Genomic DNA, 23,062 nt, shown 5'->3' with positions numbered 1-23,062 from the left:
CCTCAGAACGCCAGCGAGCGGTCGACGGCGTCGAGCACGCGGTCCAGGCCGGGCAGGTACTCGTCCTCCAGGCGGGCCGGCGGGTACGGGGCGTGGAAGCCGCCGACGCGCAGCACCGGCGCCTCCAGGTGGTAGAAGCACCGCTCCGTGATGCGGGCGGCGATCTCGGAACCGGTGCCGAGGAAGACCGGGGCCTCGTGGACCACGACCAGCCGGCGGGTCTTCTCCACCGAGGCCTGGATCCCGTCGAAGTCGATCGGGGACATCGAGCGCAGGTCCAGGACCTCGACCGACTTGCCCTCCTCGGCGGCCGCGGCCGCCGCCTCCAGGCAGACCTTCACCATCGGGCCGTACGCGGCCAGCGTGAGGTCGGCGCCCTCGCGGACCACCCGCGACTTGTGCAGCTCGCCGGGGATGGCGTCGGTGTCGACCTCGCCCTTGTCCCAGTAGCGGCGCTTCGGCTCGAAGAAGATCACCGGGTCGTCGCTGAGGATCGCCTGCTGGAGCATCCAGTACGCGTCGCTCGGGTTCGACGGGGAGACCACCTTCAGGCCCGCGACGTGCGCGAAGAGCGTCTCGGGGGACTCGCTGTGGTGCTCGACCGCGCCGATCGCGCCGCCGTAGGGGATGCGGACGACGACCGGCAGCTTGATCTTGCCGAGGGCGCGGGCGTGCATCTTCGCGAGCTGCGTGACGATCTGGTCGTACGCGGGGAAGACGAACCCGTCGAACTGGATCTCCACGACCGGCCGGTAGCCGCGCAGGGCCAGGCCGATGGCGGTGCCGACGATGCCGGACTCGGCGAGCGGGGTGTCGATGACCCGCTCCTCGCCGAAGTCCTTCTGCAGCCCGTCGGTGATGCGGAAGACACCGCCCAGCTTGCCGACGTCCTCACCCATGATCAGGACCTTGGGGTCGGTGTCCATGGCCTTGCGCAGGGACTCGTTGAGCGCCTTCGCGATCGACATCTTCACGGCAGCCATCAGTGACCCTCCTCGGCCTCGAAGGAAGCGAGGTAGGCGGCGAACTGGGCGCGCTCCTCGTCGACGAGCGCGTGCCCGTCCGCGTAGACGTTCTCGAAGATCGCCATGGTGTCCGGGTCGGGCATGGCGCGCACGACCTCGCGGACCCGCTTGCCGAGGGCCTCGCTCTCCGCCTCCAGCTCCTCGAAGAACGCCTCGTCGGCGCCCCCGGAGGCCAGCAGGTGGGCCTTCAGGCGCAGGATCGGGTCCTTCGCCTCCCAGGCCGCCGTCTCCTCGTCCGCCCGGTACTTCGTCGGGTCGTCGGAGGTGGTGTGGGCGCCCATGCGGTAGGTGAACGCCTCGATCAGGGCCGGGCCCTCGCCGCGGCGGGCCCGGTCCAGCGCCCAGCGGGTGACCGCGAGGCAGGCCAGGACGTCGTTGCCGTCGACGCGGATGCCCGGGAAGCCGAAGCCCTGGGCGCGCTGGTAGAGCGGCACGCGCATCTGGCGCTCGGTCGGCTCGGAGATCGCCCACTGGTTGTTCTGGCAGAAGAACACCACGGGGGAGTTGTAGACCGCGGAGAAGTTGAACGCCTCCATCACGTCGCCCTGGCTGGACGCGCCGTCGCCGAAGTAGGCGATGACCGCGGAGTCCGCGCCGTCCTTGGCCACGCCCATGGCGTAACCGGTCGCGTGCAGCGTCTGCGAGCCGATGACGATCGTGTAGAGGTGGAAGTTGTTGGTGTTCGGGTCCCAGCCGCCGTGGTTCACGCCGCGGAACATGCCGAGCAGGTTCGTCGGGTCGACGCCGCGGCACCAGGCCACGCCGTGCTCGCGGTAGGTCGGGAAGACGTAGTCGTCGTCGCGGAGTGCCCGGCCGGAGCCGATCTGCGCGGCCTCCTGGCCCAGCAGCGAGGCCCACAGGCCCAGCTCGCCCTGGCGCTGGAGGGCGGTCGCCTCGCCGTCGAAGCGGCGGGTCAGGACCATGTCGCGGTAGAGACCGCGCAGGTCCTCGGTGGTGACGTCCGCGACGAAGGCCGCGAACTCGGCCACCTCGGGGTGGCTGTCGACCTCGACCCGTTCACCTTCGGGCGTCAGCAGCTGTACGAGCTGAGGCTCGGCGTCGTGCGGCTGTGCGGTGGCAGCGGCGGTCTTGCGGGCGCTCGCCGCGCCTGCCGCCCGCTTGGTGCCGCTGCTGCGTCGCGGCTTGCGCGCGGCAGTGCTCTCCACGGTCACGTGTGCTCCTCCGTCGGTCCGGCACCCGGGTTCTCCGGGGACCAGTGCGGCTCACCTGTATCCGTACCCGTACACGGGGTGGGTGCACGGCGCGTTTCGGATTCAGGCGTGACAGGTGCCCCGGCGAGTGCCCTGCGCACAGCACGTTACCCAGTGCGACGCATAACTGCGAAACCCCGTTTGACCTGCGATTTTGCTTGGATATCCAAGTAAATCGGCCGCTGCGGGAACAACCACTGGTCACAGCCTTGCAGGCGGCCGGAACAACGGCACGTTATCCCGGGTAACTCCGGCAGGGAAGAGGTGAGTGTGTGAAGATGAGCTTGTGCGCGAAAACGGAAAAATCAAGGTATTTCTCCTGGACGACCACGAAGTAGTACGTCGGGGCGTTCATGAGCTTTTGTCGGTCGAAGAGGACATCGAGATCGTCGGCGAGGCCGGCAGCGCCGCGGACGCCCTGGTCCGCATCCCGGCGACCCGCCCCGACGTTGCCGTCCTCGACGTGCGCCTGCCCGACGGCAGCGGTGTCGAGGTGTGCCGCGAGGTCCGCTCGCAGGACGAGGACATCAAGTGCCTGATGCTCACCTCGTTCGCCGACGACGAGGCGCTGTTCGACGCGATCATGGCAGGCGCCTCGGGCTACGTCCTCAAGGCCATCCGGGGGAACGAGCTGCTCAGCGCGGTGCGCGACGTGGCGGCGGGCAAGTCGCTGCTGGACCCGGTGGCGACCGCGCGGGTGCTGGAGCGGCTGCGCGACGGCAAGAACGGCAAGGGCGACGACCGGCTCGCGAACCTCACGGAGCAGGAGCGCAAGATCCTCGACCTGATCGGCGAGGGCCTGACGAACCGGGTCATCGGTGAGCGGCTGCACCTGGCCGAGAAGACCATCAAGAACTACGTCTCCAGCCTGCTGTCGAAGCTGGGCATGGAGCGCCGCTCCCAGGCCGCCGCGTACGTCGCCCGGCTCCAGGCGGAGAAGCGCTAGCCGCACTCGATCCGGCACCGAGCGGGGGGCAACCCCGTTCGAACGCGTCACGAGCGGGAGCCGAGTGGACGCCCAGTGGATGCCGACGGGAGTCCGAGCGGCCTTCGAGGCGCGCCGATTCGGGACCAACGTCCTCGGTGGTGGGGGCGGGATCCTCTTTCCCGACCGTCTGTCGGGGTCAGAGAGTGGTCGCATGTCACCGGAGGAAATACCTGCCGTCGAGTTGCTGCGCCGTGTGCCGTACGGCCGGGTGGCCACCAGCATGCGCGCGCTTCCGTTCCTCGCCGTCGCCCGCCACATCGTGGTGGGCGGCCGGATCGTCCTGAGAATGCACGCCGGTTTCGGATATCACCACGCCTGCAACGGAAGCGTGGTCTCCTACGGGGCCGACAACGTCAATTCGGGTGCGTCCCGGCTGTGGTCCGTGCAGGTCACGGGCACGGCGGAGCTCACCGAACCGACCACCGCGGAACTGGAACTTTTCGGTCCGGCGCCGCATTTCGTGGATGGCGAGGTGTTCGACCCGGTCTACATGCGAATCGAACCCCAGCTGGTCACCGTGCACACCCTGGGGGCGGACGGGGCGGAGGGGGCGCACGGAAAAGGGGCCCGGCGGAATTCCCCTTCCGCCGGGCCCCTTTCACGCATCCGCCGCTAGTCGGCGCCCTCGGCACCGGCCGGGCTGCCGCCGCCGCCCCCGCTGGGCGGGGTCGGCTTGCTGGTCGGCGGCTCCACCGGGGTGGGCTTCGTCGCCGGGGTCGTCGGGTTCTTGGTCTCCGGGCTCGACGAGCCGCCCGAGGAGGCCGACGGGGTGGTGCTCGGCGTGAACCTGCTCTTGCTCGGGAGGGGCGTGAAGGTGTCCTCGTCGTGCGAACGGCCCGTCTCCGGGCTGGACGAGGACGACGGGGTGTCCTGCGAGCTCGGGCTGCTCTGCGAGGTCCCCGGGCTGCTCACGGTGGTCTTCGGCTTGCCGCCGCCGCCCGTGCCGATGCCGTTCTTGACCGCGTAGGCGGCGCCGCCGGCGATGGCCAGCACCGCGAGCAGGACGAAGAGCCAGACCTTCCACTTCCCGCCGCCGGAGTGGCTGTCGTACCCGTCGTAGCCGTCGTACCCGCCGTGGCCGCCGTGGCCGGCCGGGCCGCCGCCGTGCCCGCCGCCGGGGAAGGCCGTGCCGTCGTCCGGGTTCAGCGGGGGCACCATCGGCTGCTGGAACTGCGAGGTGGTGTGGTGCGAGGGGTACGGGGTGTGGGGGCCGCCGTTGCCGCCCGCGGGCATCATCGAGGTCTGCGCGCCGCCGGGCTGTCCGTGCGGGAGCGCCATGACGACCGGACCGGTGTTCCAGGTGCCGGTGTTCGGGCCCTGGTCCTGGAGCATCTGGAGGGCGTACTGGACGAGCCCGCGCATCTCCTCGGCGCTCTGGAACCGGTCGTCCGGGTCCTTGGCGAGCGACCGCATGACGAGGCCGTCGAGTTCCTGCGGGATGTGGTGGCCCTCGGGCAGCTGCGAGGGCGGCACCGGCGCGTCCTGGACGTGCTGGTAGACCACCGACAGGGGGGTCTCACCGGTGAAGGGGGGTCGCAGCGCGAGGAGTTCGTAGAGCAGGCAGCCCGTCGCGTACAGGTCGCTGCGGTGGTCGACCGCCTTGCCGAGGGCCTGTTCCGGCGAGAGGTACTGCGGGGTGCCCATGACCATGCCGGTCTGGGTCATCGTGGACTGCGCGCCGTGCAGGGCGCGGGCGATGCCGAAGTCCATCACCTTCACCGCGCCGGCGTTGGTGATGATCACGTTCGCGGGCTTGATGTCGCGGTGCACGATGCCGTGCTGGTGCGAGTACGCCAGGGCTTCCAGCACGCCCGAGACGATGATGAGCGCCTGGTCGGGCCCGGGGGCCTCCGCGCTGAGCAGCAGCTCGCGGATGGTGCGGCCCTCGACCAGCTCCATCACGATGTACGGGACCACGTTCGGGCCGACCCGGTCCTCGCCGGAGTCGTACACGGCGACGACGGCGTGGTGGTTCAGGCCGGCGACCGACTGTGCCTCACGGGTGAAGCGGGCCTTGGACACCGGGTCCTCGGCCAGGTCGGCGCGCAGCAGCTTCACGGCCACGGTGCGGCCCAGCCGGACGTCCTCGGCGGCGAAGACCTCCGCCATGCCGCCACGGCCCAGGCGGTGGGTCAGCCGGTAACGGCCGTCCCCCACGAGGCCGCCCGCGCCCCAGTGCTCAGGACCGTCGGCCATCCCGGCGCCGTTTCCCTCGGGTTCGGGTGCCATCAGTCCTCGCCGTCGTCTCTCTCGTCCGCTCTAGCGGTGGGCCTCTTCGGGTGCTCCGGTGAACGCTACAGCCTCCGAACGCGTCACCGTTCGGCTACGGACACGGCGTAGGCCCGTGGTCACGCAGCGGGCACCGGCTTGACGTGTGCTTGCCCTCCGGCAGACTGGGCGCGACATGCGCTCAGCCGGACGCGTAGCAACAGATCCCGAGGGGAAGCAACAGTCATGAGCCAGGACGGCACACAGGGCCGGTACGCAGGCGGCTCCCTGGCCGGTGGCCGTTACCAGCTAAGGGATTTGCTGGGCGAGGGGGGCATGGCCTCGGTCTACCTCGCGTACGACTCCGCCCTCGACCGCCAGGTCGCCATCAAGACGCTCCACAGCGAGCTGGGGCGCGAGGCGTCCTTCCGCGAGCGCTTCCGGCGCGAGGCGCAGGCTGTTGCGAAACTGTCGCACACCAACATCGTCTCGGTCTTCGACACGGGTGAGGGAACCGTCACCTTCGGCGCCGGCGGCGGCGACGAGGCGGTCATGCCGTACATCGTCATGGAGTACGTGGAGGGCCGGCCGCTCGGCTCCGTCCTCGATGCCGACGTGCGGCAGTACGGCGCGATGCCCGCGGACAAGGCGCTGAAGGTGACGGCCGACGTGCTGGCCGCGCTGGAGACCAGCCACGAGATGGGCCTGGTCCACCGCGACATCAAGCCCGGCAACGTGATGATGACCAAGCGCGGCATCGTCAAGGTGATGGACTTCGGCATCGCCCGGGCCATGCAGTCGGGGGTCACCTCGATGACGCAGACCGGCATGGTCGTCGGCACCCCGCAGTACCTGTCGCCGGAGCAGGCGCTGGGGCGCGGCGTGGACGCCCGCTCCGACCTGTACTCGGTCGGCATCATGCTGTTCCAGCTGCTGACGGGCCGTATCCCCTTCGATGCCGACTCCCCGCTGGCGATCGCGTACGCGCACGTCCAGGAGGAGCCGGTGGCCCCGTCCTCCGTCAACCGCTCCATCACCCCGGCGATGGACGCGCTGGTGGCGCGGGCGCTGAAGAAGAACCCGAACGAGCGCTTCCCGACGGCCACGGCCATGCGGGACGAGATCATGCGGATCATGTCGGCCGGCCACACCGGCGCGCCGTCGATCGTCCCGGGCGCTGCCCCGGGCGGCAGCGGCGCGGGCGTGGGCGCGACGGTGTTCCCGCCGGTGGACGCCGGCTTCCAGGCACCGCCGCCGCACTCGCTCCAGCAGCCGTACCAGAGCCCGCAGACCCCGGCGCCGTCCCCGTACGCGCAGCCCGCGCCGACGCAGCAGCAGCCGGGGTACGCGTACCCGCCCACGGCTCAGGCGCCGCAGCACCAGCAGCCGCAGCACCAGCAGCAGTACGGGCCGTCGACGCCGCCGCCGTTCACCATCTCGCCCAGCGCGGCGCCCGCTGCGGCGGCGTCCTCGGGCGGCGGGAAGAAGAACACGCCGGTGGTGGTCGGCGCGATCGTGGTGGCCCTGGTGGCCATCGGCGGGCTGATCGCCGTGCTGAACATGGGCGGCGACGACGAGAACAAGGGCAACTCGGCGAGCCCCGCCGCTTCCTCGTCGGCGTCCTCCTCGGCCGTGGCGGGGCACAAGGGGCCGGACCCCTCGCGCACGATCGACGCGGACAAGTGCAAGAGCCCGACGAAGTCCTTCCGGGACGCGACGAAGGTCGTGGCCCCCGACTTCCGGTACAAGAACCTGCTGTCGATCAAGCAGTGCATCCAGGCGGCCGGCTGGAAGTACAAGATCACCGAGCGCGACGAGACCGTCTACGGCCAGGACACCGTCCTGGAGCAGCTGCCCGAGGCGGGGACGGACGTGGCCAAGGACGGCACCGAGTTCACCCTGATCGTCTCGACCGGTGATCCGTCGTAGCGGACGGCCGCTGAGCTGCCGGGCATCCCGGGGCACCCTGACGGGTGTCCCGGGATGCCCGTTTTGCCCCCCTGTGCCAATCTGAGGGCGGCGCCTCGACCACCCGGCGCCCCGGCCGCACGGAACGGGAGGGGCACCCCGTGAACCGACGCCTCCGCGCCCCGCACTGGACGGCCGGAGCCGCACTGGCGGCCGCCGCGCTGCTGGTCACCGCACCCGACGGAGCGACCTCCGCCCGCCTGCCCGTCACCGCGGTGCGCGCCGACACCGACCAGGACGATCCCGTACCCGAAGAGGCCTACGAGGAGCTCGCCGGCAGTGCCGGAGGGGTCGGGCGGGAGCACCCGGGGCGGCCCGCGAACGCCCCGGCCGACCCCGAGGTGGCCCCCGTCTCCCGGCCCGTGCACCCGGTCCGGCCCGCCCCGCGCCCGGAGCACCGCGAGCCCGGCACCGTCCAGCGGTCCACCGCCGCGCCGAGCCCCTCGCCGAGCCGCAGCACCCCCGTCTCGGCGCTGGGCACCGAACCGAACGAACGGGTCGCCGACCTGGCCGCCCACCTGCTGCCCCTCGGCACCGGACTGGCCCTGATGGGCGTGGGGCTGGGGTACATGGGCGTCCGGCTCCGGCGGGGCCGCTAGGCCGTCCCGCGGGCATACCCGGTATACATACCGAGTATGCCCGTGTATACATACTGAGTATGTCGATCCGCCACGGCCTTCTCGCGCTCCTGGAACGGGGCCCCCGTTACGGCTCCCAGCTGCGCACCGAGTTCGAATCCCGCACCGGCTCCACCTGGCCCCTCAACGTCGGGCAGGTGTACACCACCCTGGCCCGCCTGGAACGCGACGGGCTCGTCGCACCCGGCGGCGAGGACCCTGCCGGGCACACCCTCTACGCCATCACCGACACCGGCCGCACCGAGCTGCGCGCCTGGTACGAGCGCCCGGTGGACCGCACCAACCCGCCCCGCGACGAGCTGGCCATCAAGCTCGCCATGGCCGTCGGGGCCCCCGGCGTGGACATCCGCGCCGTCATCCAGTCCCAGCGGCACGCCACGATCGGGGCGATGCAGGACTACACCCGGCTCAAGGCCCAGGCCTTGGCCGCCGTCGAGAGCGGGCGGGCGAACGAACGCGACGACGTGGCCTGGCTGCTGGTCCTGGAACAGCTGATCTTCCAGACCGAGGCCGAGGCCCGCTGGCTCGACCACTCCGAGGCCCGGCTCGTCCGACTGGCCGCGCTCGGCGCGGTCACCGGCCCTCCCGCCGCGCCCGCGGCCGACGACGGCCTCACGCCGCCCACACCGCCCACGGCCGCCGCGACCGGCCCGACCACCGGCACCACCGGACCCGCCCCCCGCACGCGGCGGGGCTGAACGACCCTTCCAAGGGGGACCCTTCATGCCCGACCAGCAGAACAGCTCCCACCCGAACCACCCGGGGTACCCGGGCCAGCCGAACCACCCGAACCAGCCGGGGCACCCGAACCACCCGGGCCACTCCGCGTCCGCCGCCGCCCAGCCCGTGCTCCGGCTGGAGAAGCTGGTCCGCACGCACGGCAGCGGCGCCACCGAGGTGCACGCGCTGCGCGGGATCGACCTCGCGGTCCACCCCGGCGAACTGGTCGCCGTGATGGGCCCCTCCGGCTCCGGCAAGTCCACCCTCCTCACCCTCGCCGGCGGGCTCGACACCCCCACCAGCGGCCGGGTCGTGGTCGAGGGCGTCGACATCACCACCGCGGGCCGCCGCAAGCTGGCCGCGCTGCGCCGCCGCAGCATCGGCTACGTCTTCCAGGACTACAACCTCATACCAGCCCTCACCGCCGCCGAGAACGTCTCCCTCCCCCTCGAACTCGACGGGACCTCCGCCCGCAAGGCCCGCGCCGCCGCCCTCGCCGCCCTGGAGGAGATCGGCCTGCCCGCCCTCGCCGACCGCTTCCCCGACGAGATGTCCGGCGGCCAGCAACAGCGCGTGGCCATCGCCCGCGCCCTGGTGGGCGAGCGGCGCCTCGTCCTCGCCGACGAACCCACCGGCGCCCTCGACTCCGAGACCGGGGAGTCCGTCCTCGCCCTGCTGCGGCTGCGCTGCGACGCGGGCGCGGCCGGAATCCTGGTCACGCACGAACCCCGCTTCGCCGCCTGGGCGGACCGGGTCGTGTTCCTGCGCGACGGCAGCGTCGTCGACGAGACCCTGCGCAGCCGCGCCGACTCGCTGCTCACCGGGCGGGCGGCCGGCCTGTGACCTCCCCGCTCGTCTCCTGGTACCACTCCTGGATCGCGGCCCTGCGCATCGCCCGCCGCGACGCCTGGCGCGCCAAGGGCCGCAGCGCCCTGGTCCTCGCGATGATCACCCTGCCGGTCGTCGGGGCCAGCGCCATCGACCTGACCCTGCGCAGCGGCGAACTCACCCCCGAGCAGAACCTCACCCGTGAGATCGGCGCCGCCGACGCCCGGATCGACCGGACCGGGCTGGACGGCCCCGCCTACCAGCGCCCCGACGCCCAGAGCTGGGCACCCGTCGGCGGCTACGAGAAGTACCGCCCCGACCCGGAGAAGAAGGAAGTCCCGCTCAAGACCGCGGTCCCTGCCGGTGCCGAAGCCGTCCAGATGAGCTATTCCGACGTCAAGGTCCACACCCGGCACGGCCTGCTCGACACCCAGCTGCGCGAGCTCGACGTCCACCACCCGGTGGCGCAGGGCATCGTCACCCCGCTGCGGGGCCGGCTGCCCCACGGCCCCGGCGAGGTCGTCGCCACCGCCGCCTTCCTGGAGCACTCGGGGCTCTACGTCGGCTCCTCCGTGACCCCGCGCGGCTCCACGGCCCGGTACGAGATCGTCGGCTCGTACGAGCTGCCCTCCGAGCTGGCGCGCGACGAACTGCTCGCCCTGCCCGGCACCCTGCTCGCCCCCCTCGACAAGGCGCTGGCGGCCACCGGCACGTCCGGGCTGAACGTCACCGACTCCTTCCTCGTGAAGGTCGGCGGGGATGGTTTCACGTGGAACATGGTCAAGGAGGCCAACACCAAGGGGGCGCTCGTCCTCTCCCGCGCCGTCATGGCGCACCCGCCCGCCGACTCCGAAGTGCCGCTGTACCAGGAGCAGGGCAAGGAGCGGTTCGCCGGGCCGGGCCTGAACACGGGCCGGTTCACCGAGAAGGCCACCGTGGCCACCGTCGTGGGGCTCGCCCTGCTGGAGGTCTGTCTGCTCGCCGGGCCCGCCTTCGCGGTCGGCGCCCGGCGCTCGCGCCGCCAGCTGGGCCTGGTCGGCGCCAACGGCGGCGACCGCCGGCACATCCGGGCCATCGTCCTGTCCGGCGGTCTGGTCATCGGCGCCGTGGCCGCGGTCGTCGGCTCCGCGCTCGGCGTGCTCCTCACCATCGGGCTGCGCCCGCTCCTGGAGGAGAAGATCGGCGCCCGCTTCGGCGCCTTCGACTTCCGCCTCCCGGAACTCCTCGGCATCGCCCTGCTCGCCGTGCTGACCGGCCTGCTGGCCGCGTTCGTCCCCGCCGTCACCGCCTCCCGGCAGACCGTCCTCGCCTCCCTCACCGGTCGCCGCGGCGTCCGGCGCGCCAACCGGGTCCTGCCCGCGATCGGCCTGCTCGCCGTGGCCGGCGGCGCCGCGATCGCCCTGTACGGGACCCGCTACCGGGTCAGCCCCACCCTCGTCGCGGCCGGCAGCGCCCTCGCCGAGCTGGGCGTCGTGGCCCTCACCCCGCTGCTGGTCGGCCTGTTCGGGCGGCTGGGCCGGTGGCTTCCGCTGTCGCCGCGGCTCGCGCTGCGCGACGCCGTCCGCAACCGGGGGCGTACGGCCCCGGCCGTGGCCGCCGTGCTGGCCGCCGTCGCCGGAACCGTGGCGGTGTCCACGTACCAGCACAGCCGGGACGTCCAGGCCCGCCACGAGTACGTCGCCGAACTCCCCGCCGGCACCGGCCTGCTGAGCATCAACGACAACAGCGCCCACAAGGAGGTGCCGACGGCCCGCGAGACCCTCTCCAGGACCCTGCCGGTGGCGGTACGGGCCGACGTGGACCGCCTGTCGCTCGGCAACCCGAACTGCGAGGACTACGGGACGGCGCCGGGCTGCGGACGGGTCGAGCTCATCGTCCCCAAGGAACAGCGCTGCCCGCTCTACGAGTCCGAGCACGGCCCCGCCGACTTCCCGGCGGAGGAGGCGAAGAAGCTCCGCCGGGACCCGCGCTGTGCCCAGCGGGGCCACCGGGGTTCGACCTTCGACACGCTGGTGGCGGACGAGAAGCTGCTCCAGGTGCTCGCGGTGACGGATCCGGGCTCGGTGGCGGCCCTCAAGGCCGGACAGCCGGTCGCCTTCGACCGCCGCGCCGTGAAGGACGGGAAGATCACCCTCCGGCTGGTCACCGACCCGGTCGCGGCGCAGAAGGCCGAGGCGACCCACGCCGAACTGCCCGGACAGGACAAGGTCCTCGCCGTCCACCAGGCGCCCGAGGGCGTCGACTCCTGGGGTGTTCGGATCGTCCTGCCGCCCTCCGCCGCGAAGGCCGCCGGCATCGCCACCTCTCCGGTCGGGTCGTACTTCAGCCTGGAGCAGGCCGCCACCACCGAACAGCGGCAGCGGCTCGACGGGGAGATCGACCGCACGGGCGCCGACGTCCGCGTCCGGATCGAATGCGGCTTCCGGAGCGAGAGCACCATCGGGACGCTGGCCCTCGCCGTCTTCGCGGGGCTGGTCACCATCGGTGCGGCCGGCATCGCGACCGGCCTGGCCCAGGCCGACTCCGAGGCCGACCTGAAGACGCTGGCGGCCGTCGGCGCGGCCCCACGCGTGCGGCGCACCCTCAGCGGCTTCCAGTGCGGGGTGGTCGCCCTCATGGGCGTCGTGCTCGGCTCGGCGGCGGGCATCCTGCCGGCGGTCGGCCTGCGCCTCACCCAGGAACAGGAGCAGCGCAGCCTGCTGCTGCACAGCATCGAGGCGGGCTACTCCTCCCCGGACGAGACCCTCTACGTCCCGATCGCCGTCCCCTGGGACACCCTGGCCGGCCTGCTGGTCCTCGTCCCGCTCGGCGCGGCGCTCCTGGCCGCGCTGGTCACGAAGTCGAGCGGAGCCCTGGCCCGCCGCGCGACCGGATGACGTTGCCGCCCCCGCACAGGGTGGATCACGCCCGTGCGGGGGCACACCGTGTGAGAACGAAGGTGTGCGAGAGAATGACGGCATGGAGATGCCGAGGAGTGAACGGTCGCAGGACAGCCCCCCGCACGTCCTGATCGTGGGACAGGACGGGGAGGCGGTCGGCGGCGCCGATGACGAGTCGCGCGAGGTCCCGGTGACGGAGATGGTCGAACAGCCCGCCAAGGTCATGCGGATCGGCAGCATGATCAAGCAACTTCTGGAAGAGGTCCGCGCCGCACCTCTGGACGAGGCCAGCCGGGTCCGTCTCAAGGACATCCACGCGGCGTCGGTGAAGGAACTGGAAGACGGCCTGGCTCCGGAGCTGGTCGAGGAGCTGGAGCGCCTCTCCCTCCCGTTCACGGAGGAAACGGTCCCGTCCGAAGCCGAACTCCGCATCGCCCAAGCCCAGTTGGTCGGCTGGCTGGAAGGCCTCTTCCACGGCATCCAGACGGCCCTGTTCGCCCAGCAGATGGCGGCCCGGGCCCAACTGGAGCAGATGCGCCGCGCCTTGCCCCCCGGCGGCCCCCACGACGACGAAGACGGCCCCCACGGCGCCATCCGCTCGGGCCCCTACCTGTAAGACCCCGGCGGGGCTGGAGTGTCCGGCCCCGCCTGGGGGCGCCTCCCAGCGGTAGCCGGGGGAGGGTCTTGGGGGCGGATCCCCCAGGGGGTCCGGGGCGGAGCCCCGGAGAACGGGTGAAGGGCGGGGCGGGGAGACGGCTCCGCGCAGCGGCCCCTCCGCAGCCGCCCCGCAGGCCCCGCGTAAGCGACGGGTAAGGCGGCTCCGGCGGAACCCACAACCCCCGCGCATACTCATGGGCATGACCTACGACGCCATCGTCCTGGCGGGCGGCGCCGCGAGGCGCCTGGGCGGGGCCGACAAGCCCGCCCTCCCGGTGGGCGGCCGCACCCTCCTCGACCGCGTCCTGGCGGCCTGCCAGGACGCCGCCGCCACCGTCGTCGTCGGCGCCCGCAGGCCCACCGCCCGCCCCGTCGACTGGACCCTGGAGTCCCCGCCCGGCGGCGGCCCGGTGGCCGCACTCCACGCCGGGCTGCGGCGCACCACCACCCCCGTGGTCCTCGTGCTCTCCGCCGACCTGCCCTTCCTCGACCCCGACACCGTCCGCGCGCTGCTGACCGCGGCCTCCGACGGCCCGGGCGACGGGGCCCTGCTGCGGGACCCCGAGGGCCGCGACCAGCCCCTCGTCGCCGCCTACCGCGCCGAGTCCCTGCGCCGCGAGATCGCCCTGCTCGCGACCGAGCACGGCACCCTCCACGGGCTCCCGCTCAAGGCCCTCACCGCCGAACTGGACCTGGTCGAGGTCACCACCGCTGCGCCACTCGCCTCCTTCGACTGCGACACCTGGGAGGACCTGGCGACGGCCCGCGCCCGGATCAGGGAGCATGGGAACGTGCTGGATCAATGGATCAACGCCGCCAAGACCGAGCTCGGCATCGACCTCGACGTCGACACCAAGACCCTGCTCGACCTCGCCCGTGACGCCGCCCACGGCGTCGCCCGGCCCGCCGCCCCGCTGACGACCTTCCTCGTCGGCTACGCGGCCGCCCGCGCCGAGGCCGCCGGCGCCGACCCCGCCCAGGCCGTCGCCGAGGCCTCCCGCAAGGCCGCCGACCTGGCGCTGCGCTGGGCGGCGGAAGCCGAGTCCTCCGCCCCCGCCCCCACCGACTCCGAGGGGAACGGCTCTCCGTGACCCGTACCGACGCCGACGGCGCCCTCGACGAGGCCCTGGCCCTGGTCAGCCGCACCCCCGCCGCCGAGGGCGGCGCGGGCGGCCACCGCGCCACCCCCTGGCAGCGCGCCCGGGAGGCCGCCGCCCTGGCCGGCACGACCGTGCGGCCCCGCAGCCACCGGGTGGCCCTCGCGGAGGCCTTCGGAGAGGTGCTGGCCACCTCCCTGGACGCCCTCGGCGACCTGCCCTCCTTCGACACCTCCGCCATGGACGGCTGGGCCGTCGCGGGCCCCGGCCCCTGGGCGATCCGCCCCGGCGACGGAGTCCTGGCGGGGGGCGACGGAGCCTCCGTACCGCTCGCCGACGGCGAGGCCGTCCGGATCGCCACCGGTGCCCGGATCCCGGCCGACACCACCGCAGTGATCCGCAGCGAGCACGCCCGCGAGTCCGGCAGCCAGCTGTACGCCACCCGCCCCGTCGGCACCGGCCAGGACATCCGCCCGCGCGGCCAGGAATGCCGCTCCGGCGACCCGCTGCTCCCGGCCGGCTCGCTCGTCACCCCCGCCGTCCTCGGGCTGGCCGCGGCCGCCGGGTACGACGAACTCGTCACCCGGCCCCGGCCCCGCGTGGAGATCCTCGTCCTCGGCGACGAGCTCCTCACCGAGGGCCTCCCGCACGACGGGCTGATCCGCGACGCCCTCAGCCCCATGCTGGCCCCCTGGATCACCCGTATCGGGGCGGAGGTGGTCTCCACCCTGCGCCTCGGTGACGACCCCGCCGGGGCCGAAGCCCTCTTCCAGGCCGTCAGCGGCTCCACCGCCGACGTGGTCGTCACCACCGGCGGCACCGCCTCCGGCCCCGTCGACCACGTCCACCCCGTGCTCCGGCGGGCCGGCGCCGAACTCCTCGTGGACGGGGTCGCCGTGCGCCCGGGGCACCCGATGCTGCTGGCCCGCATCGGCGACCGGACGGACGGCCGCCACGTGGTCGGCCTGCCCGGCAACCCGCTCGCCGCGGTGTCCGGCCTGCTGACCCTCGCCGAGCCGCTGCTGCGGGCCCTCGCCGGCCGCCGCCAGCGCCCCCGCTACGCCGTGCCCGTCCAGGGGGACGTGCCGGGGCACCCCTACGACACCCGGCTGGTGCCGGTCCTGCTGACCGACGAGCACGCCGTACCGCTGCGCTACAACGGCCCGGCGATGCTGCGCGGGGTGGCCGCCGCCGACGCGCTGGCCGTCGTACCGCCGCACGGCGCGCAGAACGGGCAGGAGCTGGAGGTCCTCGACCTGCCGTGGGCCGCAGGGGGATGTTTCACGTGAAACTCCACGGTCAGGACGCGATGGCGCGCGGGGCGGACGAGAGGCTCGTGGCCCGCAGGATCAAACTCCCCAAGCGGGTGGTGGAAAGGCCGCTGCGGCAGGTCACGCGACGGCTGCTGATGGCCCTGTTCGTGATGTGCCTGACCGTCCTGCTCGTCTGGCTCGACCGGAAGGGGTACCACGACAACGCCGACGACTCCGTCGACTTCCTCGACTGCGTCTACTACGCGACCGTCACCCTGTCGACCACCGGCTACGGCGACATCGTCCCCTACAGCGACAGTGCCCGGCTGGTCAACGTCCTGCTGATCACCCCGCTGCGGGTGCTGTTCCTGATCATCCTGGTCGGCACCACGCTGGAAGTCCTGACCGAACGCACCAGGGAAGAGTGGCGGTTGAACCGCTGGAGGAAGAACTTGCGCGAGCACACGGTCGTCGTCGGCTTCGGCACCAAGGGCCGTTCGGCGCTGCAGACCCTGCTGGCGACGGGCCTCCCGAAGGAGCAGGTCGTCATCGTCGACCCCAGCGCCAAGGTCATCGACATGGCCAACTCCGAGGGGTTCACGGGGGTCGTCGGCGACGCCACCCGCTCGGACGTACTGCTGCGCGCCGAACTCCAGAAGGCCCGTCAGGTCATCATCGCCACCCAGCGGGACGACACGGCGGTCCTGGTGACGCTGACGGCCCGGCAGCTCAACCGGGGCGCGAAGATCGTGACGGCGGTCCGCGAGGAGGAGAACGCGCCGCTGCTGAAGCAGTCCGGTGCCGACGCCGTCATCACGAGCGCGAGCGCGGCCGGCCGGCTGCTGGGGCTGTCCGTGCTCAGCCCGCGGGCGGGCGCGGTGATGGAGGACCTGATCCAGCAGGGCAGCGGCCTGGACCTGATCGAGCGTCCGGTGAACCGGGCGGAGGTCGGCCGGGGTGTCCGCGAGACCGAGGACCTGGTGGTCAGCGTGGTGCGCGGGCACCGGCTGCTGGCGTACGACGATCCGCACGCGAGCCCCCTCCAGCTGACGGACCGCCTGATCACCATCGTCCGCGCCACTCCCCCGACGACCCCTCAGGTCACGCTCGGCCCGGCGGAGTAGCGGGCGCGGTAGATTCCGGGCCATGCATGCGATCACCATCGAGCAGCCGGGCGGCCCCGAGGCCCTCGTCTGGGCCGACGTACCCGATCCGGTGGCGGGCGAGGGCGAGGTGCTCGTCGAGGTCGCGGCGAGCGCCGTGAACCGCGCCGACGTCTTGCAGCGGCAGGGCTTCTACGATCCGCCGCCGGGGGCTTCGCCCTATCCCGGCCTGGAGTGTTCCGGACGCATCGCGGCGCTCGGGCCCGGGGTGTCGGGCTGGGCGGTGGGCGACGAGGTGTGCGCCCTGCTGTCGGGCGGCGGGTACGCGCAGAAGGTCGCCGTCCCGGCGGGGCAGCTCCTGCCGGTCCCGCAGGGCGTGGACCTGGTGGCGGCGGCCGCGCTGCCGGAGGTCGTCGCGACGGTGTGGTCCAACGTGTTCATGGTCGCCGGACTCCGCCCGGGCGAGACCCTGCTGGTGCACGGCGGTTCCAGCGGCATCGGCACCATGGCGGTCCAGCTGGGCAAGGCCGTGGGCGCGCGGGTGGCGGTGACGGCGGGCGGCAGGGAGAAGCTGGAGCGCTGCGCGGAGCTGGGCGCGGACATCCTGGTCGACTACCGCGAGCAGGACTTCGTGGAGGAGCTCAAGGCCGCGACGGGCGGGGCCGGGGCGGACGTGATCCTGGACATCATGGGCGCGAAGTACCTGAGCCGGAACCTGGAGGCGCTGGCCATGAACGGCCGGCTCGCGGTGATCGGCTTCCAGGGCGGGGTCAAGGCGGAACTGGACCTGCGGATGCTGCTGGCGAAGCGCGGAGCCATCACGGCGACCTCGCTGCGGGCCCGTCCGCTGGAGGAGAAGGCGGCCATCATCGCGGCGGTCCGCGAGCACGTCTGGCCGCTGATCGACTCGGGCCGGGTCCGCCCGGTGGTCCACGCCGCGTACCCCGTCACGGAGGCCGCGGAAGCCCACCGCGTCCTGGAGTCCAGCACCCACGTGGGCAAGCTCCTCCTCACGTTCTGACGGGGCTCAGCGGAGGGCTGCGGCGACCAGTCCCTCCAGCGCCTCCCGGGGGATCTCGGCCGCCCCGGTCGGCAGGTGTTCCAGGACGAGGCCGTCGACGCAGGCCAGGAGGCTGAGGGTGCGCGCCTCCGGGTCGGGGACGCCGTGCGCGGCCAGGAAGGCGCGCACGACGTCCCGTCCGGCGTTCTCACGGGGCACGAGGATCTCGCGCAGTACCGGGTCGCGGACGCTCTCCAGTACGCAGGCGTAGCGGGCGAGGGAGCGTCTGCGCCCCTCGCCCGTGAGCCGGGCCGTGGTGAGCGCGGCGAGGCCCTCGGTGAGCTCGGCGGGGGTGCGCGGCAGGGGGGTCCGCTCACCGGCGGCCTGGAGTTCGGCCTGGTCCCGGTCCACGAGGCGGCGTACCAGCGCCGTCAGCAGGGCGGCGCGCGTGCGCAGGTAGGCCGAGGTCGTGCCCGCGGGGAGCCCGGCGGCGCGGTCGACCGCGCGGTGGGTCAGCCCGCGCATGCCGAGCTCGGCCAGCACCTCGATGGCGGCGTCGGCCAGCAGGACCCGTCGTTCTTCGCTCACCCCCTCTTTCTACACCTGTAGAAGGACGGGGTAGTCTCCGCCCCAGGTCTTCTACAGGTGTAGAAACGGGAGGGCGGCATCATGACGACGGCACGACGGGCCCTGGTCATCGGCGGCGGCATCGGCGGACTCGCGGCGGCCCTCGGGCTGCACCGCACCGGATGGGAGGTACGGGTCCTGGAACGCGCCCCCGTGCTGGAGGACGCGGGCGCGGGGATCTCCCTCGCCGCCAACGGGATCCGCGCCCTGGACGCCTTGGGCGTGGGCGCGGCGGTCCGGGCGGCCGCCCACCCCCAGTACACGGGCGGCACCCGCACCCCCGACGGCCGCCGGCTGTCCCGGATGGACGGCCGGGCCCTGGAGCGGGTCCTGGGCACCCCCGTGTCCGGCATCCCCCGCGCGGCCCTCCACCGGCTGCTGCGGGAGCCCCTCCCGGAGCACTGTCTGCGGGCGGGCACCGGCACCCTCGCCACCGACCCCGGGGCGGACCTGGTCGTGGCCGCCGACGGGCTGCGCAGCGGGATCCGCACCGCGCTCTTCCCGGACCACCCCGGGCCGGTCTACAGCGGTTCGACGGTGCTGCGCGCCATCACCGCCGAACCGGTCCGCACGGAGGAGGACTTCGCGCTGACCTGGGGGCCGGGGGCGGAGTTCGGGCACATCGCCTTCGCCGACGGCCGCGCCGAATGGCACGCCGTACTGAAGGCCCCGCAGGGCGTCCGGCACGCGGACCCCCTGCGGGTCCTGGGGCTCCGCTTCGCGGGGTGGCACCCGCAGGTGGGGCGGCTGCTGGCGGCGACCCGGCCCGAGGACGTCCTGCACCACGACGTGCACGAGTTGGTGACCCCGCTGCCCGCGTACGCGGTCGGTCGGGTCGCCCTGCTGGGGGACGCGGCACACGCCATGACCCCGAACCTGGGACAGGGGGCCTGCCAGGCCCTGGAGGACGCGGTGGTCCTCGCGGCGGAACTGTCGGACGGCGGACCGGTGGCCCACGCGCTGTCCCGCTACGACGCGGCGCGCAGGCCCCGCACCCAGGCGATCGCCCGGGCCGCACGCCGGGCGGGCCGCATGGGACACGCCCTCACCCACCCCGTCGCGGTCACGGCCCGCAACACGGCCCTCCGCCTGGCCCCGTCCGGCGCCACCGTCCGAGCCCTCCTGCGCCCGGCCGTCTGGACCCCGCCGCCCCTGCCACTGCGGTGACCCCCGGGCGTGCCGCCGCGCGGGCCGGACTTCGCGCGGCGGCCCCCCACCCGCACCCGGCTACAGGCCGCGCAGCAGCACGGCCGGGTTCTCCACGCAGTCGGCCACGTACCGGAGGAACCCCCCTGCGGTCCCCCCGTCACACACCCGGTGGTCGAACGTCAGCGACAGCTGGACGACCTGGCGGACGGCCAGTTCCCCCCGGTACACCCACGGCTTCGGGATGATCCGCCCCACCCCCAGCATCGCCGCCTCCGGGTGGTTGATGATCGGCGTGGAGCCGTCCACTCCGAACACCCCGTAGTTGTTCAGCGTGAACGTGCCCCCCGTGAGGTCCGACGGGGCCAGCTTCCCGGCCCGCGCCAGCTCCGTCAGCCGGGCGAACTCCGCCGACAGGGACTCCGGGCTGCGCGTCTGGGCGTCGCGGACGACCGGGACCATCAGCCCGCGCTCCGTCTGGGCGGCGAAGCCCAGGTGCACGGCCGGGAGCCGGACGATCTCCTTCGCCGCGAGGTCCACCGTGGAGTTGAGCTCCGGGTAGCGGGCCAGCGCGGCCGTGCAGATCCGGGCCAGGAGGGCCAGCACCGAGATCTTCGGGCCGTCCACCGCGTTCATCGCGGCCCGCGCCGCCATCAGCTCGGTGGCGTCCGCGTCGACCCAGCAGGTGGCCTCGGGGATCTCGCGCCGACTGCGCGAGAGCTTCTCCGCCACGGCGCCGCGCAGCCCCTTGAGGGGGATGCGCTCGCCCTGCGCGGCCACCGCCACGGGGGTGGCCACCGGGGTGGCCACGGGCTCCGGAGCCCGCAGCGCGGCCTCCACGTCGGCCCGCAGGATCAGCCCCTCCGGCCCGGATCCGCGCAGCGCCCGCAGGTCGACCCCGTTGTCCCGGGCCAGCTTGCGCACCAGCGGCGAGATGACGGGCACCGGCCCGGCGGCAGCCGCCGGAACGGGGACCGGAACCGGGACCGGGACGGGGGCCGGGGCGGGCGCCGAAACCGCGGCGGTAACGGGTCGCACCCGCCGCCGACGCGCCGGGCGCGCGTGGTCCGAGCCGTACCCGATCAGCGGCCGGGGCGCCTGGGCGGAGCCTTCGGCCTCCGCCTCCGCCTCGGCGGCCGGCGCCTGCGCGGCCCCGTCGGGCGCCGACACCGCGCCCACCGCCACGGTGATCAGCGGGGCGCCGACCGGCAGCTCCTCGCCCTCCTCGCCGAACCGGGCGGTGACCACACCGCCGTACGGGCAGGGCACCTCCACCATCGCCTTGGCCGTCTCGACCTCGACGACCGGCTGGTCGATGGCGACGACGTCGCCCACCGCCACCAGCCACCGCACGATCTCGGCCTCGGTCAGCCCCTCACCGAGGTCCGGCAGCTTGAACTCCATGACCTGCGGCATCAGTTCTCCCACTGCAGGCGGGCCACCGCGTCCAGGATCCGCTCCACACCGGGCAGGTGGTGCTTCTCCAGCATCGGCGGCGGGTACGGGATGTCGAAGCCCGTCACGCGCAGCACCGGCGCCTCCAGGTGGTGGAAGCAGCGCTCCGTCACCCGGGCGGCGATCTCCGCACCCGGCCCGCCGAAGCCGGCGGCCTCGTGGACCACGACCGCGCGGCCGGTGCGGCGTACGGAGGCGACGACCGTGTCCTCGTCGAAGGGGACGAGCGAGCGCAGGTCCACGACCTCCAGGTCCCAGCCCTCCTCGCGGGCCGCCTCGGCCGCCTCCAGGCAGACCGGCAGCGAGGGCCCGTACGTGATCAGGGTGGCGCTCGTTCCGGCCCGGCGGACCAGGGCCTTGCCGATGCCCGGGACGGCCGCCGGGGCCTCCGGCGACCACTGCGACTTGGACCAGTAGAGCCGCTTGGGCTCCAGGAAGACCACCGGGTCGTCGCTCGCGATCGACTCGCGCAGCAGCCCGTACGCGTCCTCGACCGTCGCCGGGGTCACGACGGTGAGCCCGGGTGTGGCCGTGTAGTAGGCCTCGGAGGAGTCGCAGTGGTGCTCGACGCCGCCGATGCCGCCGCCGTACGGCACGCGGATGGTGATCGGCAGCGGCATCTTGCCCCGGGTGCGGTTGCGCATCTTCGCCACGTGCGAGATGAGCTGCTCGAAGGCCGGGTAGGCGAACGCGTCGAACTGCATCTCCACGACCGGCCGCAGCCCGTACATCGCCATGCCTACGGCGGTGCCGAGGATGCCGGCCTCCGCGAGCGGGGTGTCCGTGACCCGGTCCTCGCCGAACTCCTTCGCGAGCCCGTCGGTGATCCGGAAGACCCCGCCGAGCGCGCCGACGTCCTCGCCCATCACGTGGACCGTGGGGTCCTCGGCCATCGCGTCGCGCATGGCCCGGGTCAGCGCCTGCGCCATGGTCGCGGGCTTGACCGCCTGCTGAGCCACCGTGGTCATGCGTCGTCCTCAGCTTCCAGTTCCGCGCGCAGCATGGCGGCCTGCTCGCGCAGCCGGCCGGTCTGCTCGGCGTAGACGTGCGCGAAGAGGTCCATCGGGTTCAGTACGGGCTCGGCGTTCATCCGCTCGCGCAGGTTCGCCGCCATCGCCTCGGCCGCGTCGCGCGCCTCCTGGACGCCGGCCTCGTCGAGCCAGCCGCGCCCGGTCAGCTCGCGCTCCAGCAGCTCGACCGGGTCGTGCGCCTTCCAGGCCTCGACCTCGGAGTCGGACCGGTAGCGGGTCGCGTCGTCGGCGTTCGTGTGGGCCTCCATCCGGTAGGTGACGGCCTCGATCAGGGTCGGGCCGCCGCCCGCGCGCGCCCGCTGCACGGCCTCGGTGAGCACCTCGTGGAGCGCGGCGACGTCGTTTCCGTCGACCAGCCGGCCCGGCATCCCGTAGCCCACGGCCTTGTGGGCCAGGGTCGGGGCGGCCGTCTGCTTGGCGAGCGGGACGGAGATGGCGAAGCCGTTGTTCTGGACCAGGAAGACCACCGGGGCCTGCCAGACGGCCGCGAAGTTCAGCGCCTCGTGGAAGTCGCCCTCGCTGGTGCCGCCGTCGCCGACCATGGCCAGCGCGACGACCTCGTCCCCGCGCAGCCGCGCGGCGTGCGCCACGCCCACGGCGTGCGGGAGCTGGGTGGCGAGGGGGGTGCAGAGGGGGGCTATGCGGTGCTCGCGCGGGTCGTAGCCGGTGTGCCAGTCGCCGCGCAGCAGGGTGAGCGCCTCCACGGGGTCCAGTCCGCGCGCCACGGCCGCGAGGGTGTCGCGGTAGCTGGGGAAGAGCCAGTCCTGCTCCTCCAGGACCAGCGCGGCCGCGATCTCGGCGGCCTCCTGTCCGACGGTGGAGGGGTACACGGCGAGACGGCCCTGCCGGGTCAGCGCGGTGGCCTGCGCGTTGTAGCGGCGACCGCGCACCAGCTCCGCGTAGTAGCGGCGCATCAGCGCGGGGTCGAGGTGCTCGGCGGCCGGCGTGCCCAGGACCCGGTGGGGCTCCGGGTCCGGAAGCAGCGGAGCGGCCTCCGTACGGGGCCTCCAGGCGGGCGGCGGGGTGACACGGTGGGACGCACCGGCACCGGGCAGCTCTTGGACCGTCATGGCGGCGTACACCTCCTCGTGGGAAGCGGGCAGAAGGACTCCCCGGTTGTGGGGTGCCTCACCTACCGATTGTTCGGTCGTCGGCGCAATTTGGCTACAGGCGGCTCCAGGCTGTGGACAAACTGGCGACGGAGCCCTGGGATGGGTGCAGGACGTCC

The 23,062-nt window shown here is 73.4% G+C and carries 20 protein-coding genes; 13 read left to right on the top strand and 7 right to left on the bottom strand.

All coding sequences use genetic code 11. The annotated features are described in order from the left end of the window. Positions 1 to 2: 2 nt before the first annotated feature. Both ACFY0O_RS04600 and pdhA (ACFY0O_RS04595) read right to left on the bottom strand, forming a co-directional pair. On the bottom strand, positions 3 to 983 hold the full coding sequence (locus ACFY0O_RS04600; protein ID WP_388942734.1) for an alpha-ketoacid dehydrogenase subunit beta: 981 nt from the start codon (positions 981 to 983) through the stop codon (positions 3 to 5). Then, on the bottom strand, positions 983 to 2,197 hold the full coding sequence (gene pdhA, locus ACFY0O_RS04595) for a pyruvate dehydrogenase (acetyl-transferring) E1 component subunit alpha (RefSeq protein WP_358891422.1): 1,215 nt from the start codon (positions 2,195 to 2,197) through the stop codon (positions 983 to 985). Before pdhA (ACFY0O_RS04595) ends, ACFY0O_RS04600 begins: the two co-directional genes overlap by 1 nt. A 325-nt stretch (positions 2,198 to 2,522) precedes the next feature. On the opposite strand from pdhA (ACFY0O_RS04595), the gene ACFY0O_RS04590 reads away from it, so the two are divergent. Beyond that, the gene (locus ACFY0O_RS04590) at positions 2,523 to 3,182 is read left to right on the top strand and encodes a response regulator (RefSeq protein ID WP_388942731.1); all 660 of its coding nucleotides are present in this window, start codon (positions 2,523 to 2,525) and stop codon (positions 3,180 to 3,182) included. A gap of 193 nt (positions 3,183 to 3,375) precedes the next feature. Then, positions 3,376 to 3,840 carry a pyridoxamine 5'-phosphate oxidase family protein gene (locus ACFY0O_RS04585; RefSeq protein WP_388943440.1) on the top strand — a complete coding sequence of 155 codons (465 nt, stop codon included), beginning with the start codon at positions 3,376 to 3,378 and terminating at the stop codon, positions 3,838 to 3,840. On the opposite strand, the gene ACFY0O_RS04580 is transcribed toward ACFY0O_RS04585, so the two are convergent. Further along, positions 3,837 to 5,453 carry a protein kinase gene (locus ACFY0O_RS04580; protein ID WP_388942728.1) on the bottom strand — a complete coding sequence of 539 codons (1,617 nt, stop codon included), beginning with the start codon at positions 5,451 to 5,453 and terminating at the stop codon, positions 3,837 to 3,839. The genes ACFY0O_RS04585 and ACFY0O_RS04580 overlap by 4 nt on opposite strands. A 225-nt stretch (positions 5,454 to 5,678) precedes the next feature. Here ACFY0O_RS04580 and ACFY0O_RS04575 point away from each other — a divergent pair, with 225 nt between their 5' ends. The 10 genes from ACFY0O_RS04575 to ACFY0O_RS04530 all read left to right on the top strand — a co-directional run bounded on the left by ACFY0O_RS04575 (position 5,679) and on the right by ACFY0O_RS04530 (position 17,596). Then, positions 5,679 to 7,361: a protein kinase gene (locus tag ACFY0O_RS04575; protein ID WP_388942725.1), complete on the top strand. Its 1,683-nt coding sequence runs from the start codon at positions 5,679 to 5,681 to the stop codon at positions 7,359 to 7,361. Between the two features lie 140 nt (positions 7,362 to 7,501). After that, positions 7,502 to 7,999, top strand: a complete 498-nt coding sequence (locus ACFY0O_RS04570; protein ID WP_388942723.1) for a hypothetical protein — start codon at positions 7,502 to 7,504, stop codon at positions 7,997 to 7,999. Between the two features lie 59 nt (positions 8,000 to 8,058). Continuing rightward, positions 8,059 to 8,736, top strand: a complete 678-nt coding sequence (locus ACFY0O_RS04565; RefSeq protein ID WP_388942720.1) for a PadR family transcriptional regulator — start codon at positions 8,059 to 8,061, stop codon at positions 8,734 to 8,736. 25 nt (positions 8,737 to 8,761) lie between these two features. Next, positions 8,762 to 9,601: an ABC transporter ATP-binding protein gene (locus ACFY0O_RS04560; RefSeq protein ID WP_388942717.1), complete on the top strand. Its 840-nt coding sequence runs from the start codon at positions 8,762 to 8,764 to the stop codon at positions 9,599 to 9,601. A gap of 101 nt (positions 9,602 to 9,702) precedes the next feature. Then, complete coding sequence (locus ACFY0O_RS04555) at positions 9,703 to 12,462, top strand: FtsX-like permease family protein (RefSeq protein WP_388943438.1); 2,760 nt, start codon at positions 9,703 to 9,705, stop codon at positions 12,460 to 12,462. 82 nt (positions 12,463 to 12,544) lie between these two features. Then, positions 12,545 to 13,081 (top strand): bacterial proteasome activator family protein, encoded by a 537-nt coding sequence (locus ACFY0O_RS04550; protein ID WP_388942715.1) that lies wholly within the window; start codon positions 12,545 to 12,547, stop codon positions 13,079 to 13,081. A gap of 241 nt (positions 13,082 to 13,322) precedes the next feature. Further along, positions 13,323 to 14,213, top strand: a complete 891-nt coding sequence (locus ACFY0O_RS04545) for an NTP transferase domain-containing protein (protein WP_388942712.1) — start codon at positions 13,323 to 13,325, stop codon at positions 14,211 to 14,213. Continuing rightward, positions 14,210 to 15,508 carry a molybdopterin molybdotransferase MoeA gene (locus ACFY0O_RS04540; protein WP_388942709.1) on the top strand — a complete coding sequence of 433 codons (1,299 nt, stop codon included), beginning with the start codon at positions 14,210 to 14,212 and terminating at the stop codon, positions 15,506 to 15,508. The genes ACFY0O_RS04545 and ACFY0O_RS04540 overlap by 4 nt, the downstream gene beginning before the upstream one ends. Then, complete coding sequence (locus tag ACFY0O_RS04535) at positions 15,496 to 16,596, top strand: potassium channel family protein (RefSeq protein ID WP_388942707.1); 1,101 nt, start codon at positions 15,496 to 15,498, stop codon at positions 16,594 to 16,596. Before ACFY0O_RS04540 ends, ACFY0O_RS04535 begins: the two co-directional genes overlap by 13 nt. Positions 16,597 to 16,618: 22 nt before the next feature. Further along, positions 16,619 to 17,596 (top strand): NAD(P)H-quinone oxidoreductase, encoded by a 978-nt coding sequence (locus ACFY0O_RS04530; RefSeq protein ID WP_388942705.1) that lies wholly within the window; start codon positions 16,619 to 16,621, stop codon positions 17,594 to 17,596. Positions 17,597 to 17,602: 6 nt separating this feature from the next. On the opposite strand, the gene ACFY0O_RS04525 is transcribed toward ACFY0O_RS04530, so the two are convergent. Continuing rightward, on the bottom strand, positions 17,603 to 18,163 hold the full coding sequence (locus tag ACFY0O_RS04525) for a TetR/AcrR family transcriptional regulator (RefSeq protein WP_388942702.1): 561 nt from the start codon (positions 18,161 to 18,163) through the stop codon (positions 17,603 to 17,605). Positions 18,164 to 18,244: 81 nt separating this feature from the next. Here ACFY0O_RS04525 and ACFY0O_RS04520 point away from each other — a divergent pair, with 81 nt between their 5' ends. Further along, the gene (locus ACFY0O_RS04520) at positions 18,245 to 19,369 is read left to right on the top strand and encodes an FAD-dependent monooxygenase (protein ID WP_388942700.1); all 1,125 of its coding nucleotides are present in this window, start codon (positions 18,245 to 18,247) and stop codon (positions 19,367 to 19,369) included. A gap of 60 nt (positions 19,370 to 19,429) precedes the next feature. On the opposite strand, the gene ACFY0O_RS04515 is transcribed toward ACFY0O_RS04520, so the two are convergent. Genes ACFY0O_RS04515 through pdhA (ACFY0O_RS04505) form a run of 3 tightly spaced genes read right to left on the bottom strand, consistent with a single transcriptional unit; the run spans position 19,430 to position 22,904 of the window. Beyond that, positions 19,430 to 20,764, bottom strand: a complete 1,335-nt coding sequence (locus ACFY0O_RS04515) for a dihydrolipoamide acetyltransferase family protein (protein WP_388942698.1) — start codon at positions 20,762 to 20,764, stop codon at positions 19,430 to 19,432. Further along, positions 20,764 to 21,771 carry an alpha-ketoacid dehydrogenase subunit beta gene (locus ACFY0O_RS04510; protein ID WP_388942695.1) on the bottom strand — a complete coding sequence of 336 codons (1,008 nt, stop codon included), beginning with the start codon at positions 21,769 to 21,771 and terminating at the stop codon, positions 20,764 to 20,766. The genes ACFY0O_RS04515 and ACFY0O_RS04510 overlap by 1 nt, the downstream gene beginning before the upstream one ends. Beyond that, positions 21,768 to 22,904, bottom strand: a complete 1,137-nt coding sequence (gene pdhA, locus ACFY0O_RS04505) for a pyruvate dehydrogenase (acetyl-transferring) E1 component subunit alpha (RefSeq protein WP_388942692.1) — start codon at positions 22,902 to 22,904, stop codon at positions 21,768 to 21,770. Before pdhA (ACFY0O_RS04505) ends, ACFY0O_RS04510 begins: the two co-directional genes overlap by 4 nt. Between the last annotated feature and the right edge of the window lie 158 nt (positions 22,905 to 23,062).

The sequence above is a fragment of the Streptomyces sp. NPDC001594 genome (genome assembly GCF_042893675.1).
Classification (GTDB): Bacteria; Actinomycetota; Actinomycetes; order Streptomycetales; family Streptomycetaceae; genus Streptomyces.
This window is presented reverse-complemented; position numbering and strand designations above follow the sequence as displayed.